16 protein-coding genes are annotated in these 17,782 nt (G+C 63.8%); 5 read left to right on the top strand and 11 right to left on the bottom strand.

Annotation, left to right across the window (positions count from 1 at the left end):
- The first annotated feature begins 8 nt into the window (after window positions 1-8).
- Genes mreC through rodA form a run of 4 tightly spaced genes read left to right on the top strand, consistent with a single transcriptional unit; the run spans window position 9 to window position 4,352 of the window.
- A complete protein-coding gene (gene mreC / locus VNN77_03105; GenBank protein ID HXG50377.1) occupies window positions 9-842 on the top strand; it encodes a rod shape-determining protein MreC in 834 nt (277 codons plus the stop codon).
- A 23-nt stretch (window positions 843-865) separates the two neighbouring features.
- The gene (gene mreD, locus VNN77_03100) at window positions 866-1,372 is read left to right on the top strand and encodes a rod shape-determining protein MreD (GenBank protein HXG50376.1); all 507 of its coding nucleotides are present in this window, start codon (window positions 866-868) and stop codon (window positions 1,370-1,372) included.
- 6 nt (window positions 1,373-1,378) lie between these two features.
- A complete protein-coding gene (mrdA, locus tag VNN77_03095; protein HXG50375.1) occupies window positions 1,379-3,259 on the top strand; it encodes a penicillin-binding protein 2 in 1,881 nt (626 codons plus the stop codon).
- Entirely contained in the window at window positions 3,249-4,352 is a 1,104-nt protein-coding gene (rodA, locus tag VNN77_03090) for a rod shape-determining protein RodA (GenBank protein ID HXG50374.1), read from the top strand. The genes mrdA and rodA overlap by 11 nt, the downstream gene beginning before the upstream one ends.
- A gap of 16 nt (window positions 4,353-4,368) precedes the next feature.
- On the opposite strand, the gene trxA is transcribed toward rodA, so the two are convergent.
- The 8 genes from trxA to VNN77_03050 all read right to left on the bottom strand — a co-directional run bounded on the left by trxA (window position 4,369) and on the right by VNN77_03050 (window position 11,557).
- A complete protein-coding gene (gene trxA / locus VNN77_03085; GenBank protein HXG50373.1) occupies window positions 4,369-4,695 on the bottom strand; it encodes a thioredoxin in 327 nt (108 codons plus the stop codon).
- A 30-nt stretch (window positions 4,696-4,725) separates the two neighbouring features.
- The gene (locus VNN77_03080) at window positions 4,726-6,204 is read right to left on the bottom strand and encodes a leucyl aminopeptidase (GenBank protein HXG50372.1); all 1,479 of its coding nucleotides are present in this window, start codon (window positions 6,202-6,204) and stop codon (window positions 4,726-4,728) included.
- Window positions 6,205-6,207: 3 nt separating this feature from the next.
- A complete protein-coding gene (gene folE / locus VNN77_03075) occupies window positions 6,208-6,756 on the bottom strand; it encodes a GTP cyclohydrolase I FolE (protein HXG50371.1) in 549 nt (182 codons plus the stop codon).
- A gap of 112 nt (window positions 6,757-6,868) precedes the next feature.
- The gene (locus VNN77_03070; GenBank protein HXG50370.1) at window positions 6,869-7,594 is read right to left on the bottom strand and encodes a cytochrome c biogenesis protein CcdA; all 726 of its coding nucleotides are present in this window, start codon (window positions 7,592-7,594) and stop codon (window positions 6,869-6,871) included.
- Window positions 7,591-8,136 (bottom strand): TlpA disulfide reductase family protein, encoded by a 546-nt coding sequence (locus VNN77_03065; protein HXG50369.1) that lies wholly within the window; start codon window positions 8,134-8,136, stop codon window positions 7,591-7,593. Before VNN77_03065 ends, VNN77_03070 begins: the two co-directional genes overlap by 4 nt.
- Window positions 8,137-8,203: 67 nt before the next feature.
- Window positions 8,204-9,022: an alpha/beta hydrolase gene (locus tag VNN77_03060; protein ID HXG50368.1), complete on the bottom strand. Its 819-nt coding sequence runs from the start codon at window positions 9,020-9,022 to the stop codon at window positions 8,204-8,206.
- A 496-nt stretch (window positions 9,023-9,518) separates the two neighbouring features.
- A complete protein-coding gene (locus VNN77_03055; GenBank protein ID HXG50367.1) occupies window positions 9,519-10,862 on the bottom strand; it encodes a sigma-54 dependent transcriptional regulator in 1,344 nt (447 codons plus the stop codon).
- A gap of 173 nt (window positions 10,863-11,035) precedes the next feature.
- Window positions 11,036-11,557, bottom strand: a complete 522-nt coding sequence (locus VNN77_03050; protein HXG50366.1) for a hypothetical protein — start codon at window positions 11,555-11,557, stop codon at window positions 11,036-11,038.
- 323 nt (window positions 11,558-11,880) lie between these two features.
- On the opposite strand from VNN77_03050, the gene VNN77_03045 reads away from it, so the two are divergent.
- The gene (locus VNN77_03045; GenBank protein HXG50365.1) at window positions 11,881-13,419 is read left to right on the top strand and encodes a sigma-54-dependent Fis family transcriptional regulator; all 1,539 of its coding nucleotides are present in this window, start codon (window positions 11,881-11,883) and stop codon (window positions 13,417-13,419) included.
- Window positions 13,420-13,425: 6 nt separating this feature from the next.
- Here the strand turns inward: VNN77_03045 and VNN77_03040 are convergent, their stop codons facing one another.
- From VNN77_03040 to VNN77_03030, 3 genes are read right to left on the bottom strand one after another with little or no spacing between them, the layout of a single operon-like run.
- The gene (locus VNN77_03040; protein ID HXG50364.1) at window positions 13,426-15,120 is read right to left on the bottom strand and encodes an iron ABC transporter permease; all 1,695 of its coding nucleotides are present in this window, start codon (window positions 15,118-15,120) and stop codon (window positions 13,426-13,428) included.
- The gene (locus VNN77_03035; GenBank protein ID HXG50363.1) at window positions 15,098-16,228 is read right to left on the bottom strand and encodes an ABC transporter ATP-binding protein; all 1,131 of its coding nucleotides are present in this window, start codon (window positions 16,226-16,228) and stop codon (window positions 15,098-15,100) included. Before VNN77_03035 ends, VNN77_03040 begins: the two co-directional genes overlap by 23 nt.
- Window positions 16,218-17,549 carry an extracellular solute-binding protein gene (locus VNN77_03030; GenBank protein HXG50362.1) on the bottom strand — a complete coding sequence of 444 codons (1,332 nt, stop codon included), beginning with the start codon at window positions 17,547-17,549 and terminating at the stop codon, window positions 16,218-16,220. Before VNN77_03030 ends, VNN77_03035 begins: the two co-directional genes overlap by 11 nt.
- Window positions 17,550-17,782: the final 233 nt, after the last annotated feature.

Below are 17,782 nucleotides of genomic sequence, written 5' to 3'. Positions count from 1 at the left end.
AGCGTTTCATGCTCGCGTTACTGCGCAAGTACCAGATTCCCGTCGCGTCATGTGCCTGTCTGCTCCTGTCCCTCTACATCCTGACGGCGGCTTCTCGCGGGCAGCTGAAGAGCGATCCGGTCGGCCCGTTGCTGCTGTGGTTGATGCGGCCGCTGCAGGTCGCCGCTCAAGCCGCGAGCGGCTGGGTCAAGGGACTCCATGAGGCCTATTGGACCACGGCGGGCCTGCGCGCCGAGAACGAGCGGCTGAAGAAGCGCATCGCCCAGCTCGAGATCGAGAGAAACCGTCTCCTCGAAGCCGAGGCGACGAATCAGCGCCTGCGGCAGCTGCTCGAGTTCAAGGCGAGCCTGCCCGCCAGCGGCGTCGTCGCCTCGATCATCGCCAACAGCGCGAGCAGCTGGTTTCAGAGCTGCCTGATCAACCGCGGCAGCGCCGACGGGGTGCGCAAGGGAATGGCGGTGGTTACGCCGCTCGGCGTGGTCGGCCGCGTCGTGGACGTGTCGCGCCGCACCGCCAAGGTTCTGCTGCTGACCGACGCCAACAGCGGGGTGGACGTTTTCGTGCAGCGCAGCCGGGCGCGGGGCATCGTGGCGGGATCGCTCGAGAACGGGACGATCATGAAATACGTCAAGCGCAGCGAGGACGTGCAGGAAGGGGACCGGCTCGTCACCTCGGGGCTGGACGGCATCTTCCCCAAGGGACTCATGGTGGGCGTGGTGACCAAGGTGCGCAAGCAGAGTCTCGGATTGTTTCAATCGATCGAGGTCGCCCCGGCGGTGCGTCCCGAGCGAACCGAAGAGGTGATCGTGGTCGGCTCGGAGCTGCGCGAGCTGGCCGGCTAGAGCTTGCCGTCGGAGCTCGTTCGATGAAGCTCTCTTTGCTGTTCTTCACCGTCGGCCTGGTTCTGCTCCTGCTGCAGACCACCTTTCTTCATCTGCTGCCGCTCGGGCCCGTGGTCCCGGACCTCGTTCTCGTGCTGTGCGTTTACTGGGGGCTTCACCACCCGACGGTCGGCGCCGCGCTCGGCTCCTTCATTCTCGGGTATTCGGTGGACGTGGTATCGAGCCCGATTCTGGGACTCAACGCGTTCGCGATGTCGCTGGTCTTTCTGGCGGTGTACATGACCTCGCGCTCGATCTGGCTTCACAGCGCGACCGTGAGCGCCGTGGTGGTTCTGCTCGCCTCGCTGGTCAAGGGTGCCGGCCTCATGCTCGCCTGGGTGCTTTTCCTCGACGCCGAGGGCCTGTGGCTCGGCGCCCTGCGTTACCTGGTGCTGGAAGCGTTGCTCGCCGCGGTTCTGGCGCCAGCGGTTTTCGCGCTGTTGCGGCGCGGTCAGGTCTATTTCGAGGGGCTGAAGATCGCCGCGGGCTGAAGTTTGATGACGGTTCTGACCGGTCTTTCCAAGCAGGACGGGGCGCCGGAGCTGCGCCGCCGGGTCCGTCTTCTCTACCGGGTCGTTGCGGCGATCTTCCTGCTGCTGACGTTTCGGTTGGGGTTTCTGCAGATCGTCGACGGCGAACGCTACACCTTTCTCTCCGAGAACAACCGGATCCGGATCAAGCGGATTCCGGGCACTCGCGGCATGGTCTTCGACCGGCGCGGACAGCTGCTCGTGGACAGCCGGCCCTCCTTCGATTTGATCTTCGTTCCCGAGGATACGCACAGCCCGGAGGCGACGCTGCGGACGCTGGCGGGCTATCTCAAGCGGGACGAGCGGGAGCTGCTGGCGGTCTTCGAGGAGAACAAGGGCCGGGCCGCGTTCGACGACATTGTCCTCGGCCGTGACGTCGACTGGCCCACGGTGGTCGCCGTGGAAACGCACCAGCTGGAGCTGCCGGGGGTGACGCTGCGGGTGCGGCCGCGCCGCAGTTACGCGAACGGCCCCGTCGCCGCCCACGTCCTCGGTTATCTCGGCGAAATCGGTCCGAGGCAGCTCAAGGCGCTCAAGGACCGGGGATACGCCCTGGGCGACGAGATCGGCCAGTACGGGCTCGAGAAAACCTGGGAGGAGGTGTTGCGGGGGCAGAGCGGCGGGCAGCAGGTGGAGGTCGACGCGCTGGGGCGGCGCGTGCGCGTGCTCCACGAGGTGGCCGACGTTCCGGGATACACGGTCCATCTCACGCTCGACCGCGAGATGCAGGAGACGGCTTACGAGGCGCTCTCGGGAAAAGAAGGAACGATCGTCGTGCTCGACGTCCACAGCGGCGCCGTGCTGGCGATGGTCAGCAGCCCCGCTTTCGATCCAAATATTTTCGCCCGCGGGGTGAAAGCCGACGAGTGGCGGGAGCTCGTCAAGGACCGGTTGCGGCCGCTGAACAACCGGGCGATCCAGGGACAGTATCCCCCCGGCTCGACCTTCAAGGTCATCATGGCGATCGCGGCTCTGGAGGAAGGCGCGATCCAGCCGGAGGCGACGATCTTCGACCCCGGCTTTTACTCCGTGGGGAACCGGGCCTTCCGCGACTGGAAGAAAGGAGGGCACGGATCGGTGGATCTGCACAAGGCGATCGTCCAGTCCTGCGACGTGTACTTTTACCAGACCGGACAGAAGCTCGGCATCGACCGCATCGCCAAACACGCGCGCGCCTTCGGGCTCGGGGAAAAGACCGGCATCGAGCTGGACGACGAAAAGACCGGCCTGGTCCCGGACAGCGAGTGGAAGCGCAAGCGCTACCGCCAGCCCTGGTACCCCGGAGAGACCCCCTCGATCGCCATCGGGCAGGGCTACCTGACCGTCACCCCGTTGCAGCTGGCGAACATGATGGCCGCGGTGGCGAACGGCGGAACCCTTTACCGGCCTTACATCGTCCGCCGGGTGGAATCGATTGATGGCGCGACGGTTCGCGAGTACGGACCGGAAAAGATCCGCGCCATCGCGCTGAAGCCGGGAACGCTCCAGCGGGTGCGAAACGCCTTGCGCGACGTCGTGCAGGGTCCCGGCGGCACCGGCGGCGCGGCGCGCTCGAACGTCGTCGCGCTCGCCGGCAAGACCGGCACGGCTCAGGTGGTGGAGATGAAAGGGGCCTATCTCAAGAGCGAGCAGCTCGCCTATTTCAACCGCGATCACGCCTGGTTCATCGCCTACGCGCCCGCCGACGATCCGCAGATCGCGATTGCGGTCCTCGTCGAGCACGGCGGCCACGGCGGCGAGGCTGCGGCGCCGCTGGCGCGCAAGGTCGCGGAAAAGTATGTGGAAATCCAGGGGCGGCTGCAGGGGCAACAGCAGGTCCGTGCCGACGGGGAGCAACGTGCAAATTGACCGGCGGCTGATATCGCACTTCGACTGGACCCTCCTGGGTTTCACGCTGGCTCTGGTGCTCATGGGGGTCGGCACGATCTACAGCGCCAACTACAACATCGTCGAGAATCACGCCGGCGGGCTGCCCACCCGCCAGCTCGCGTGGCTCGGGGTCGGCCTGGTGGTCATGACCGCCGCGCTCGCCGTGGACTATCGCTACCTCGATCGGGTGGCCTATCCGTTCTACGGGGCGATGGTGGTCCTCCTCTTCCTCGTGCTCTTCATCGGACACAGCGGCGGCGGCTCGCAACGCTGGATCAACCTCGGCTTTTTTCGTCTGCAGCCGTCGGAGCCGGCCAAGCTGGCGGTCGTCCTGTTGATGGCCAAGTACCTGCAGAGCGACGAGCCCCCGCGGGGTTATCGGCTGCGCGACCTCTGGGCCTCTTTCGTCCTGGTGGCGCCTCTGGTCCTGTTGACGCTCGTCCAGCCCGACCTCGGCACGGCGATCATCCTGAGTCTGGTTTTCCTGAGCATGATGCTCATGGGCGGGCTTCGCTTGAAGTCGTTTCTCTGCCTGGTGGGCACGGGTCTCGCTTTTCTTCCGATCGCGTGGCACTTCCTCAAGCCATACCAGCGGCAACGCATCCTGACCTTCCTCGATCCGGACCGGGATCCGCTCGGGGCCGGATATCACGTGATTCAATCGAAGATTGCGGTCGGCTCCGGCAGGCTTTTTGGAACCGGTTATCTTCACGGAACGCAGAACCGGCTGGATTTCCTGCCGGCACAGCACACCGATTTTATCTTCGCGGTTTTTTCCGAAGAGTGGGGCTTTGTCGGCTGCTTCGTTCTGGTGGGCCTTTATTTTCTGTTCATGCTTTACAGCCTGAGGTTGGTCGGGCGGGCGAAGGATCGCTTCGGAGCTCTGCTCGCATTCGGCGTCTTGTCCATCTTCTTCTGGCACGTGGTGATCAACGTCGCCATGGTAACCGGAATGATGCCCGTGGTGGGGGTGCCGCTGCCCCTTTTCAGCTACGGCGGCTCCGCGCTCGCTTCGATGATGTTCGGGATAGGCCTGATGATCAACGTGAGCATGCGCCGCTTCACGTTCTAGGCGCCGGCCGCCGCAGCTAGCTCAGTGCCTTTTCGACCGCGTTGACGAGCCTGGATTTCGAAACGGCGCCCACGATCTGTTCCCGGACCGCTCCCCCCTTGAAAACAATCAGGTTGGGGATTCCGCGCACGCCGTAACGGGAGGCGGTGGCGGGGTGGTCGTCGACGTTCAGTTTCGCGACCTTGAGCCGCCCTTCATACTCGTTCGCGAGCTCCTCGATGACGGGCGCGATGGTTTTGCAGGGCCCGCACCACGGGGCCCAGAAATCGACCAGCACCGGCAGATCGGAGCGCAGGACCTCGGCGTCGAAGTTCACATCTCCCACCTCGGTAATCTTTCCCATGATGCAGCCTCCTGGAATCGGGTCTCGCCGTTAGATCGTGGTTAGAAAGCGGAGCAGGGTGCGGACTCCGAAGCCGGTGCCCCCTTTGGGGCAAAGCGGGGTGTCTCTCTCGGCGAAGGCCGGCCCGGCGATGTCGAGATGGGCCCACGGAATGTCCGCCACGAATTCCTGCAGGATCAGGGCGGCGATGATCGCTCCGCCGTGCGAGCCGCCGACATTCTTCATGTCGGCGACGCTGCTCTTGATGGCCTCGCGGTACTCCTTGACCAGGGGAAGCTGCCAGAGCTTCTCGCCGCTTTCGCGAGCGCAGCGGATCACCCGGTCCGCCAGCGGCTGGTGATTGCTGAAGAGACCCGCAACCTCCGACCCGAGCGCGACCATGCAAGCCCCGGTCAGCGTGGCTAGGTTGATCATGTAGTCCGGCTTCTGCCGGGCGGCGTAAGCCAGAGCGTCGGCCAGAATCAACCGCCCCTCCGCGTCGGTGTTGAGAACCTCGATGGTCTTGCCGTTGAGGTAGCGGATGACGTCGCCGGGCTTCTGGGCGTTGCCCCCGGGGAGGTTGTCGGTCGCCGGAATATAGCCCGTGACCTCCACCGGCGGCCGGAGCGCCGGAAGGCGGCTCATTGCGGCAATCACCGCTGCCCCTCCGGACATGTCGAGCTTCATGGTTTCCATCGACTTGGCCGGCTTGAGCGAAAGGCCGCCGGAGTCGAAGGTGATCCCCTTGCCGATCAGAGCGACCCGCTTGCGTGCCGGTGTCTCGGGCCGGTAGCGAACGATGATGAACTTGGGCTCTTCCTGACTGCCGCGGTTGACCGCCAACAAGCCGGCGAGACGCTCGGCCTCGATCTTCCGTTTGCCCCAGATCTCCACGGAAAGGCCGTTGCCGCGGCAGTGGCGGCGGGCCTGTTCGGCGAGGAAACGGGCCGTGGTCACCGAAGGCGGCTCGTTGACCAGGTCGCGCGCCAGGAAAACGCCCGCGGCTGCCTCTCGTGCGAAAGCGACGGCTTTTTCCAGCCCGGCGGTGCGCCGCAAGCCAGGCCTGAGAAGGGTCAGGACCTTCAGAGGCGCGGCCGGCTTCGAGTTGGAGCGGTACTTGTTGAACTGATAGGAGGCGAGCAGCGCGCCTTCGGTGACCGCGCCCGCGCCTTCCTCAAGGCCGGTCGCGGGAGGGAAAAAAAAGGCGACCTCCGAGGCGCCGACCGCGGATGCTTCCTTGCTCGCTCGCGCTCCAGCCGCGCGCCATGTGTCGGTGCCGATCTCGCGCTCGGGGCCGATGCCGAGCAGCAACAGGTGGGAGGCCGGCAGAAGTCCCGCGGTGGAATAGAGAAGGCTGCTCCCGTCCGCTCCTGAGAACCGGCTCTTCTCGATCCGCTCGCGCAGGTGACCCTTGAGCCTTCTGTCCAGGGCCCGGATCTCCGGCTGGTCGGTTTTCTTCTCCGCGACCGGGAGCACCAGGAGCTCGGTCCGCAAGCTCTCGGGGCGGCTGTCTCGGAATCGCACCTCCATCGCTCAGCTCCTCGGGCGTATCAGGTTCATGAACTCGTTGCGGGTTTCCTGCCGCGAGCGAAAGGCGCCGAGGAGCGTGCTGGTGATGATCATCGAGTTTTGCTTTTCGACCCCGCGCATTCTCATGCACAGGTGCTCGGCCTCGATGACCACGGCGACTCCCAGCGGGTCCAGCTTCTCCATGATCGTCGTCGCGATCTGGCTCGTGAGCCGCTCCTGAACCTGCAGCCGGCGGGCGTAGACGTCGACCAGCCGGGCGAGCTTGGAGATCCCCACGATCTTGTGATGCGGAATGTAGGCGACGTGCGCCTTGCCGAAGAACGGCAGCAGGTGGTGCTCGCAGAGGGAGAAGAAATCGATGTCCTTCTGGACGATCATTTCCTCGTAGTCCTCGGTGAACAGGGCGTCGTTGATCACCTTCTCCGGATCCATCTTGTAGCCCTGCGTGAGGTACGAGAGCGCCTGGGCCACGCGAGCCGGGGTTTTGATCAGGCCCTCCCGCTCAGGGTCCTCTCCCAGCGCCTTGAGGATAAACCGAATCTGCTCTTCCATGGAATCAATCAGCTCCGTTTCGCCGCCGGTCAACCCTGTTCGAAGGCTCCGAACGGACCCGAATCGTCAAACGTATCATCCCGCGAAAAACCGCTCAAGGAGCGCGGCAGCCTCACAGTCTCTTGAGCAGCCACTCCGGTGTCAGCCGCAGCGCGTAGGTGTTGAGCCAGGTCATCATGTCCGTGAGCAGCAGGAGGCCCACGAGCAGCAGGAGCGCGCCGCCTGCTCTGTGGATGACTTCGAGGTGGCGCCTGATGCTGCGCGAGAACTGAAAAAAGGAATTCACGGCCACGGCGCTCAGGAAAAACGGCAACGCCAAGCCGCCCGCGTAGGCCGAAAGGAGGAGCATACCCCGGCCGACCTCGGCCGAGGTTCCGGCGAGGGTCAGGATGGCGCCGAGGATGGGGCCGACGCAGGGCGTCCAGGCCACGGCGAAGGTGACGCCCACCAGCGCCGACCCGAGATATCCGGCGGGCTTGTCCTTCAGATGAAACTGCAGATAGCGCTCCGCGAGAGGGACTTTGAAGAGGCCGAGCAGGTAGAGCCCGACGCAGACGATGAAAAGGCCCCCGAGGACGCGGATGAAGCCGCGGTAGCCGAGAAACAGGCTCGCCAGGAAACTCGCCGAGGCGCCCAGCGAAACGAAGACCAGCGAGAAACCCGCGATGAACGCGATCGAGTTCAGAGCGACGCGACGAGCGACCCGCTCGCTCTGCATCTCCTCGAGCGAGACGCCCGAAACGAACGAGAGATAGGACGGAATCAGCGGCAGGACACAGGGGGAGAGAAACGAAAGGATACCGGCGGCAAACGCGACATAAATGTTGACGTCGCTCATCGCTTCTCGAGGATTTCTCGGATCAGCTTGCGGGCCGCGGGGCTGTACCAGTCGGCCGGCCCCCAGGCGCGGGCGAGCCCTTCACCCTTGGGGCCGATCAGATAGGTCGTGGGAAGCCCCCAGGCGCCGTAGAGCGCGGCGACCTGCGCGTCGGGATCGAACATCACGGGGTAGGTGAGCCTGAGCTCCTTGATGAAGGCCAGCGCCTCCTGCTTGCGGTCCTTGACGTTCACCGCGAGCACGACGAATTTCCTGTCCTTGAACTCCTGATAGAGCCGCTCCATCGCGGGCATTTCCTCGCGGCAGGGAGCGCACCAGGTCGCCCAGAAATTGAGAAAGACCGTTTTCCCTCTGAAGTCCTTGAGCGAGAGCTTCTTGCCGTCGACGCCAACGAGGGCGAAGTCGGGCGTCGCCGCGCCGTCGTTCATGGGGTTGAGGTTGGGAATTACCTTGTAGTTGATCTTCGACTGCGCCGGGGCTGCGGCGGGAGCGAGCGCAAGGCAGAGCGCCAGGAACAACAGGTTGGACCACCGGGCCGACATCGTTTTTTAATCTAGCGAACAAGCCTGCGGCACGCAACACGGCAGCCGCGGCCGGCAAGGCGCGATGCTACTGGAAGGACTCGAGGAGGATGCGATCGCCCAGCCGCTGGACCAGCCAACGATGGGTATCCCGGACGATCGCCTCGCCCGGTCCCGCGATCATCCAATGGCCATGGGAGTCGTAGAGGCGGAAATCGGCTCCGAGCCATCTTGCCAGCCGCTCGGCATCTGCGGGCGGGTACAGACGGTCCTGACGCCCGGCGAGAAGCAGGAGCGGAGCGTCGGCGGATCCAGGTTCGAAGCGGCTCGCGGGCGACAGTAGCTCGCGGACGATATGAGGTGACTCGGGCACCGTACGGCTCAGGACCTCCGCCCGCTGGCCGGGAGGCAAGTGGTTGGCGAAGTAGCGGTCGAAGTCTTTCCCGTCTGGGCGAATGACTCGGCGGAGCCAGATCAACGCAGAGTACTTGAGGGAGAGGAGCCTCACGGCCCGCGACCGCGAGGCGGGAAAATTTCCGGGCGGCGAGGGAGAAACGAGCACCAGCGCGGAAGCTCGGCCTGAGGCCGCGAGCGCTGCGAGAGCGCCGACGTTGATGCCGAGGAGCACCGGGGGAAAGGGAAAGGCGGCAAGCAGCTGTCGTAGGTTGGCGGCCCAGGAGGCGAGAGTCAGTCGCGCGTCGGCGGGCCGCCGCAGATCCGCCGCAAAGCAATCCCAGCCGAGGTTGCAAAAGTGGGTGGCCCAGCTCTCCCAGGCCTCGGTGCTGCACCAGGCGCCGTGAACCAGCACAAGGGCGGACTTGAATTTCGTTTTCTCCGGCGGATAGTGGTCGACCCGGAACCCGGCCAGCTGCTGGATCATCTCGAGGGCAGTGCGGTGAAACGGCAAAAAACAGAGCCCTCCGCGTCGCTTGCCGGAGGGCTCTGTTCCTTTTCGGCAGCCAGAACGGCTGCCTCGGCGCCTGAGGATTAAGGAGGGTTTAAACTAACCTCACAACCCCACAACCAGATAGAACTTACTTCTTTTTCTTCTTGGCCGCTTTCTTCTTGGCTTTCTTCTTCGCTGCCATAGACACCTCCTTTTAAGATTCCCTTGGCGGGCAGGAAACATGGGAAGCAAGGCGTGATGATCTCAGGCGAGAAGTGTGATCTTTGAACCCTCCCATATTTTGTAGGTGAGCCGATTATAATGACGCTATAAATTGTATGTCAAGAAAAAAATACTATTTTAAGAAATTTTTTTTGAAAAATGCTCCGTGATGCAAGCCGGGGCAAATTGGCTTTGAGGCGAAGCTTCCGCCACCCTGGGTGTTGAACGCGCGTTTTATTGCGGTCGATTCGGCCTCGAGGTGCTCGGCATTGGCAAGAGTTTTGTCTGGAGAGCGCTATTCGACGCCGAGGGCCTTCATGAGCTTCAGCAGGTGCGTCCTGTGAAGGCCCAACGCCTTTGCCGCCGCGGCGCGATTACCCCCGACTTGTGCAAGGGCGGAGACGATGAGCCGCCGCCGGTAGCTGTTGATCGCCGCATGGTACGGCTGTGTTTCCGTTGGCTCCGGCGATTGGAGGCCGGAGACCCGCCAGGGCAGCTGCTGGATCGTCAGGGTCGGCGGATCTCCCAGCACCACGGCGCGTTCGATCACGTTCGCCAGCTCCCGCACGTTTCCGGGCCATGTATAGGACAGCAGGCGCTGCTGGGCGTCGGTCGAGATGCCGGTGAAATGTTTTTTCGTCTCGAAAGAAAAACGCCGCAGAAAATATTCCGCCAGCACCGCGATGTCCTCTCGCCGCTCCCGCAACGGGGGAAGGGCGATCGCGATCACGTTCAGCCGGTGATAGAGATCTTCGCGAAAAGAGCCCTGCCTGACGGCATCCTCGAGGTCGCGGTTCGTCGCGGCGATGATGCGGACGTCGACGGCGATGGGCTGAGTCCCGCCGACGCGCTCGAACTCGCGCTCCTGGAGAAACCTGAGGAGCTTGGTCTGCAGCTCGTGCGAGATATCGCCGACCTCGTCCAGAAAAACCGTCCCGCCGTGCGCCAGTTCCAGTTTGCCGCGCTTCAGATGGTAGGCGCCGGTAAAGGAGCCCTTTTCGTGTCCGAACAGCTCGCTCTCCAGCAGCTCTCTGGAAAGTCCGGCGCAGTTGATCGCCACGAACGGCTTGGAGTGGCGCTCGCTCCAGTCGTGCATCGAACGGGCGAAAATCTCCTTTCCCGTACCGCTCTCTCCGAGCAGCAGGACCGTGGACCTGCTCGGCGCGGCCTTGCGGGCCTGGGTGACCGCATGCGCCATCGACGGGCTGCTTCCAGCGATCAGGCGATATCGGCCGCCGATTTCCTCCGCGAGAACCTCGAAGCCGGTCCTGAGCTGGATCCGCTCGGTCGCTTTTTTGATGACCAGCGCCAGGTGGTCGGGATCGAATGGCTTGGTCACGAAGTCGTCCGCGCCCGCCTTCATCGCCTCCACGGCGCGCTCGATGCTGCCGTAGGCCGTGATCATGATCACGGGAAGGTCCTTGCCCTGCCTGCGGATTTCCTTGACGACGTCGATTCCGTTCATTCCCGGCATCTGGTAGTCGAGCAGAACCAGGTCGGGGGCGCTCTCCGCGATCCTTCTCAAGGCGGCGGGACCGTTTGCGGCCTTTTCGATCTCGTACCCGTGCGGTGAAAGCTCTTGTTCGAGGAGGTCGAGATTGAGCGGCTCGTCGTCGACGAGAAGCAGCCTGTGGGACATGGATCGGCCCCTGCCCGGACCTAGCGTGGCCAAGCTCAACGAAAGGGGAGTCCCGGGGCCGGGCGCCCTTTCTCTAACATTGATCGATCAGGGTAAGCAACCGGGACGCTGCCGGGGGACAGGGCGGGAAACCGGCGGCCAGCTCGAAGCGGGCCGGCGAAGAACGCCGGGGCTCAGATCCTGGTCGCTGCGGTGTCGAGCGGACCGAAGAGGGAAGCCCCTAATGGATCACGAGCGGCATCCGGGTTGAACCAGCGGGAAGTGAGCCGGGCGAGAAGCCTTTTTGTGACCGTCCGGCGTTTCAGGATCAGGCTGACTCCACCCCGACCTGCGTACTTTTTCACGGCCGACCTGAGCGAGCCGGTGTAGACATCCACGGTGATCTCGATTCCTTTCTTGAGCAGCCTCTCGATGGCGAGAAAGGCCCTGTGCTCGGCCGAAAGCTTTTCGGCATCGACGCGGCGGCAGGATCCCTCCGCGGCTCCCTCCGGCAGAAAGCCTTCGGCGGATCGAAGCAAAGACAGATTCCAGGCTCTCCGGCGCGCGATTGCCTGCGAGGTGCCTGCCAAGCCCTGCGATCCGAATCGTACGAGGAGGACCACCCGGGTTCCCGGTCTCGCGATGCGCTCGATGTACGGAATCATAGGACCCAGCCTGTCACGACTCGCCAGCGCGATCAAAATCTGCCGTGTCATGGATCTTTCCCTCCTCGAACGTAACTGCTTTCAACCCGGGGTAAAGCATGGGTTGTGCCATCGGTGATCGATGGCAGGTGGATATACAAGCAGCTCGAAAATAACGAGATTTTTTCCCGAGCCCGCCGGCCATGCCTTCCCGTCGAAAGATCTGGTGGACACACGGTTGCGGTGCTATCAGCTGTCCGGGTGCAAGGCATTGAAACCGCAGAGGTTTACCGGATGTCGACGGCGTATACATATGTAGACGGCGTTGACAGCCCGAGGGTCCGGTGGTAGGTAGGGCAGGTCCGACAGGCTTCACGCGGGGAGAAAGGAGCCCGATGGAATCCGGCAGTCCCCTGTCTCCCGAACGGCAGAATCAGCTTGCTTCGGAGCTTCTGAAGATCTGCCAGAGAATGAACTCGGAGCGCGACCTCGGAGCGCTTCTCGAGCTCATCGCCAACGAAGCCACGAAGCTCCTCGAGGCGGACCGCGCCAGCCTGTTTCTTCTCGATCGAGAAAAAAATCAGCTTTGGTCCAGGATCGCTCTGGGAAGCGACGAGATCCGCTTCGACGCCAGGCTGGGAGTTGCGGGCTCGGTCGTTTCCAGCGGGGCGGTCGTCAACGTCCGGGACGCACAGAGCGATCCGCGTTTCTTCAGGGACATCGACCTGAGGACCGGTTACGTCACGCGCTCCCTGCTCGCCGTGCCGCTCAGAAACCACGACCGAACGATCCTCGGCGTCTTCGAGGTCCTGAACAAGACGACGGGCGCCTTCGGCAACGAAGACGAGGAAATTCTTAAGGCGCTGGCGGCCCAGGCGGCGATCGCGATCGAAACCGCGCAGCTCCTGGATCGGATAAAACGCCACCGCGACCGGCTGCAGGAGGAGAACGCGCAGCTCTGGAAAGAGGTGGAGGCCCGGTACGCCGAAGGGAGCATCGTCGGCGGCAGCGACAGGATCCGGGCGGTGCTGCGCCTCATCCGGCAGATCGGCAACAGCGCCGTCAACGTCCTCATCACGGGGGAGAGCGGCACCGGAAAAGAGCTTGCCGCGAAAGCCATCCATTACGGCAGCCTGCGGGCGCGCAAGCCCTTCGTCGCTCTCAACTGCGCGGCCCTGCCGGAAGCGCTCGTCGAGAGCGAGCTGTTCGGCATCGAGAAGGGAGTGGCCACCGGCGTGGAGCGGCGGATAGGAAAAATCGAGGCGTCCGACGGCGGAACCCTGTTCCTGGACGAGATCGGAGATCTCAGCCTCGCCGCGCAGGCCAAGCTCCTGCGCGTCTTGCAAGAGAAGGCGGTCGAACGCGTCGGCGGGCGCAAGCTGATCCCGGTGGACCTGCGGGTCTTGTCCGCGACCAACAAGAATCTCGAAGCGGAGATCAGAAACGGCAGCTTCCGCGAAGACCTCTACTATCGTTTGAAGGTGATCCATATCGAAATGCCGCCGCTCCGCGAGATACCGGAGGACATTGCGCTGCTGGCCCGCCACTTCCTGGCGAGCTACTGCCGTGAGGCGGGAAGGGAGCTGCTGGAGCTCACGGCCGAGGCCGAGGAGGCGTGCCGCCGCTATCGCTGGCCGGGAAACGTCCGGGAGCTGGAAAACGAGATGAGGCGGCTTGCGGTGTCGGTTACGGGAAAGGGAGTGTCGCTCGACGATCTCTCTGCGCCGATACGCGCGGCGTGGAGCGCCGGGCGGCCGGCAAGCCGGCCGAGATTCCTGAAAGACATGATCGCCGATCTGGAAAGGCGGATGATTCAGGAGGCCTTGCAAGAATCGCAGCACAACCAGCTGCGCACGGCAAAGGCTCTGGGGTTAAGCCGCCACGGGCTGATCAAGAAGATGAAAAGGTACAACATCCGGCCCCAGGATTCCTGAGCCCGGTCACGCCCTGAAAAGCTCGCCCAGGCGACGGCCGAAGAGCCGGCTGGCCAAGAACAGGCTTCCCGCCAGCAGTCCCAGCCCCAGCATGCCCATGGCGCTCGCGATGTAGGGACCGTCGGCGATCCGCGCCAGCAGCGCGTAGATCGCCTTGGTGATGGGATAGTACTGCTCTTTCAGCGCCAGGATCAGGCTGTCGCTCACCTCGAGCATCGCGAACGAGAACGAAAGCACCGCCCCGGCGACGAGATTGGCGAAGATCAGCGGCAAGGTGATCTGCCAGAGCGCCTTCAACGGGCTGGCCCCGAGGTTCATGGCGGCCTCCTCGAGGACCGCGCTGCTCTGCTGGAATCCGGCGTAGGCCGCGCGCACCATGTAGGGCAGGCGGCGCACGGCGTACGCGATCACCAGCAGCGGCACCGGGTTGTCGCGCGCGTCGAGCGGCGTGGCCGAAAACGCGGCGACGTAACCGAACGCGACGACCAGCCCCGGCAAGGCGAGCGGCAGCATCGCCAGGGCATCCAGAACGTCGCGTCCGGGCAGCCGCTTGCGGGCCAGCAGATAAGCGATGGCGACGCCCAGGACGATGTCGATCAGCGTGCTGAGGCTGCTCAGGAAAAGGCTGTTCTTGATGCTGAGCAGCGTGAGATCGTGACTGAAGACCCCCTGGTAAAACCTCAGCGTGTAGTCCGACGGCAGCACGGTCAAGAACCAGCGGCTGCTGATCGACGTCAAGAAGATTCCCAGGTGCGGGAGCAGGGCGAACGCCGAGATTCCCAGAACGGCGGCGTAGGCGCAGACGCGGATCGGCAGCGATGCGGGGCGCGCGGCCGAAACCGCGTGTCCCCGGCCCAGCATTTCGTAGCTCGTGCCGCCGATCAGCTGCTTGGAGAGGTAGAAGAAGAACAGCGTGATCGCCATGACCGCGACGACGAACGCGTAACCCATCGGGTTTTGGTGCAGGTCGGTGACCATGTTGAAGATCTGAACGGCGATCACGTCCCGATACTCGAACACCAGCGGGGTGCCGAGATCGGTGAAGGCCCAGATAAAAACGATGATCGCTCCGGCGAAGTAGCCCGGGAGCATGAGCGGAAAGGTCACCGTGCGGAAGAGCTTGCGCCCGTCCGCTCCCAGGTTTCTCGCCGCTTCTTCCAGGCTGGGGTCGACGTTCGCCAGGGCCGCCGCGACGTTCAGGTACATGACCGGATAGAGGTGAAGCACCTCGAGGATGACGACGCTCCAGAAGCTGCCGCCGCCGAGCCAGTCGATCGGCCGGTCGATCAGTCCGGTCTCCATGAGCAGCAGGTTGAGCGAGCCGAAGCGCGCCAGGATCTGGCGCATGCCGATAGCGCCGACGAAAGGCGGGAGCACGAGCGGAATCAGGATCAGCCCGTTCAAGAAGGCCTTGCCGGGAAAATCGTAGCGGACGAGAAGCAGCGCCAGCGGAAGACTCAGCAAGGTGGTGAAGAAGGTCACCGCCAGACCGAGGTTGATGCTGTTGGCCAGGATCGCGACATAGCTCGGGCTCGACAGCATGAGCCGGAAAAAAACCACGGACAAGCCATCGGGCGTGTAAAACGCGTTGGAGAAAACATAGCCCAGCGGATAGAGCATGAAGACCGCGAAGAAGAGCAGCAGCAGGGAGACCACCACGATATCGGCGGCGGTCAAGTTATAGCGTCGCCACCGGCTCACCGTCATGCTCCTGAGGCAGGACGATCACGTCCCGGGGATCGAATTCAAGTGTTGCCTCGGCGCCGACCGCCGCGCGCGTTTCCGCAGGGTTGTACTCCACGGCGCGGAGCGATCCCCCGCCGGGGAGCGAGAACGAGTATTCTTCCGTATTTCCCAGGTACATGATGCTCTGGACCCTGGCCGAAAGCCGGTTGGTGCATTCCGGCGAAGAGGCATATGAGCCGGCGCGGGCCTCCCAGCGCACGCACTCGGGTCGGATCGAGCACACGACCGCGTCCCCGGTCGCAACACCCTCGGCTCCGCCCGTCGCTCTCAAGAGGCCGGCCGAGGTCCTGACCGTCCACAGCTCGCCGGTCGCCTCGAGCGTGCCGCGGAGCAGGTTGCTGCCGCCGATGAATCCCGCGACGAAGGCGGAACGGGGACGGCGGTAAAGCTCGCGCGGCGTCCCCACCTGCACGACGCGACCCTGCCGCAGAACCGCGATGCGGTCGGCCATCGAAAGAGCTTCGGCCTGATCGTGGGTGACGTAGATCATCGTGCGCCCGATCTTGCGATGGATCTCCTTGATCTGCGCCCGCATCTCCACGCGGAGCTTGGCGTCCAGGTTGGAGAGCGGCTCGTCCAGCAGGACGACGTCCGGCTCGACGACCAGCGCGCGCGCGAGCGCGACGCGCTGCTGCTGCCCGCCCGAGAGCTGGTTGGGCGAGCGCGTCGCATAGTCCTGCATCTGCACGATCTCCAGCGCGCGGGCCACTCGCTGCTTCTGTTCGTGCTCCGGCAGACGGCGCATTCTGAGGCCGTAGGCGACGTTGCTTTGCACGTCCATGTGCGGCCAGAGCGCGTAGTTCTGGAAGACCATCCCGGTATTGCGCTTGTGCGGCGGGACCCGGCTCTGGTCGTGCCCATTGAAGAGAATCCGGCCTTCGTCCGGGGTGTAAAAGCCGGCGATCAGGCGCAACGCCGTGGTCTTGCCGCAACCGGAAGGCCCGAGGAGAAAGAACAGCTCCCCGGGCCGGATCTCCAGGCTCAGGTGGTCCACCGCCTTGACCTGGCCGAGAACCTTCGTCACCGCCTCGAACCTGAGGCCGACGGAATCTTTATCGTTCATGGGTTTTCCGTTTCCAGGCGTAAGTGACCAGCCCCAGCGCGATCAGCGCAAAGCCGTAAAGGCTCAGCCGTTCGGCGGCCAGCAGCCGCGGGGCGGCGTTCGTGCGGTACTTCGCCCGCGCAAACTCGATCCAGTCGTTGATCCTCTGGTTGCGGAAAACCGGGTCCTTCCATTTCGACCGGGCCAGCTCCAGCGCCTCGGCCTCCGAGATCGGCGTTGCCGCCAGTCTCTGCCATTCCTGCTCCGTCAGACCGCCGGCCAGGGCCGCTTTCCAGGCGCGGTTGAGGTGTTGCTTCTGGTCGATGATCAGCGCGCCGATCAGATCATTGACGATGCTCCAGCGCGCGGCGCCTTTTTTCGAGTCGAAGGTGAAATCCGACTGCCATTTGAACGGGTTCATTTGCACGGCGGTTCGATTCCCGGATGCCTCGTAGAGGGACGGCAGGACGCTGAAGCGGCCGAGCTCGAAGCGCTGCGGCCCTCCCGGCGTTCCGACCGTCCATAACCAGAGCTTCTGGCCATCCTCGGACATGACGAAGCGGAGAAACGCTTCGGCGACCTTCCGATTCGGGGCGCCCTTGAGAATACCGATGCAGTCGGGATTGATGATCGTCAAGTTCCCTGGCATCACGTAGCCGATCAGGTCCGCCCCGGCCTCTTTCACTTGCGCCCACGCGTAGAAGTCGATCGCCAGGCCGTAAGCGACCTCGCCGATGGCGACGTCCTTGGGGACCTGACTGGCCGAGCTTGTGAAGTTGCGGACATTGGCTCCGAGGCCGGTGATGATGCGCCAGCCTTTTTCCCAACCGTAAGCCTGGAGGATGATCTCGTAGGCCATGTGAACGCTGCCGCTCTTGCGCGGGTCGGAAGAGCCCACCCAGGTGAAAAGCTCCGGCGACGCCAGTCCCTCCCACGTCGTCACGGCGGGAAGCCTCGCCCGGCGCAACACGGCCTTGTTATAGACGATACCGAATCCAGAAAGCGTGGCGCCGTACCAATGATGGCTCGGGTCGTAAAGCGGAACGCCGCCCAGGCGGGACGGGATTTTTTCCAGCAGAGAAGCTGGAAGGGGATAGGGAAGCAGAAGGCCCGACTTCTGCAACGCAAGGTAAGGGTCCAAGCCCCCTCCGAAGAGGATGTCGATACCGATTCCGCCCGGCTTGCTCTTGAATTCCGATTCGATGAAGCGGAGGGTTTCCGACGTTCCGCCCACGTCCATCCATTCGAAATGCACGCTCCGGCCGGTCTCCCGCTGGTAAGCTTGCCTGAACCCCCTTTCGAACTCGTACTTGATCCCTTCCCAGTGCGGGGAAATCAGCACGAGCTTATCGTCGGCCGGGAGCCCGGAACCGGAGAGGGAAAAGATCGCGAGAACGGTGAGACAGGAGAGGAATCGGCCGGCGCGCCGTTGATACGGAGGAGAAGCCGAACGCTGAGAGCCGGGGTTCGGTTCCGAACCGAGGACAAGCCGTTGCAGCATTCCCGCTGTATATAGCAGCCGGGCGGCAAAAGTAAAAGCACAATCCGGAGGCTGTGTACGTTGCCGGCCGCGGA

The sequence above is a fragment of the Candidatus Zixiibacteriota bacterium genome (assembly GCA_035574315.1).
GTDB lineage: Bacteria > Desulfobacterota > Binatia > UBA9968 > UBA9968 > DATLYW01.
Note: the sequence above shows the minus strand (reverse complement) of the source record. Positions and strands in the feature narration are given on the sequence as shown.

What these genes read in the sequence shown, in the direction of transcription:
- mreC (HXG50377.1), top strand. Translation starts at nt 9, where the DNA reads ATGCTCGCGTTACTGCGCAAGTACCAGATTCCCGTCGCGTCATGTGCC.
- mreD (HXG50376.1), top strand. Translation starts at nt 866, where the DNA reads ATGAAGCTCTCTTTGCTGTTCTTCACCGTCGGCCTGGTTCTGCTCCTG.
- mrdA (HXG50375.1), top strand. Translation starts at nt 1,379, where the DNA reads ATGACGGTTCTGACCGGTCTTTCCAAGCAGGACGGGGCGCCGGAGCTG.
- trxA (HXG50373.1), bottom strand. Translation starts at nt 4,695, where the DNA reads ATGGGAAAGATTACCGAGGTGGGAGATGTGAACTTCGACGCCGAGGTC.
- VNN77_03080 (HXG50372.1), bottom strand. Translation starts at nt 6,204, where the DNA reads ATGGAGGTGCGATTCCGAGACAGCCGCCCCGAGAGCTTGCGGACCGAG.
- folE (HXG50371.1), bottom strand. Translation starts at nt 6,756, where the DNA reads ATGGAAGAGCAGATTCGGTTTATCCTCAAGGCGCTGGGAGAGGACCCT.
- VNN77_03070 (HXG50370.1), bottom strand. Translation starts at nt 7,594, where the DNA reads ATGAGCGACGTCAACATTTATGTCGCGTTTGCCGCCGGTATCCTTTCG.
- VNN77_03065 (HXG50369.1), bottom strand. Translation starts at nt 8,136, where the DNA reads ATGTCGGCCCGGTGGTCCAACCTGTTGTTCCTGGCGCTCTGCCTTGCG.
- VNN77_03055 (HXG50367.1), bottom strand. Translation starts at nt 10,862, where the DNA reads ATGTCCCACAGGCTGCTTCTCGTCGACGACGAGCCGCTCAATCTCGAC.
- VNN77_03050 (HXG50366.1), bottom strand. Translation starts at nt 11,557, where the DNA reads ATGACACGGCAGATTTTGATCGCGCTGGCGAGTCGTGACAGGCTGGGT.
- VNN77_03045 (HXG50365.1), top strand. Translation starts at nt 11,881, where the DNA reads ATGGAATCCGGCAGTCCCCTGTCTCCCGAACGGCAGAATCAGCTTGCT.
- VNN77_03035 (HXG50363.1), bottom strand. Translation starts at nt 16,228, where the DNA reads ATGAACGATAAAGATTCCGTCGGCCTCAGGTTCGAGGCGGTGACGAAG.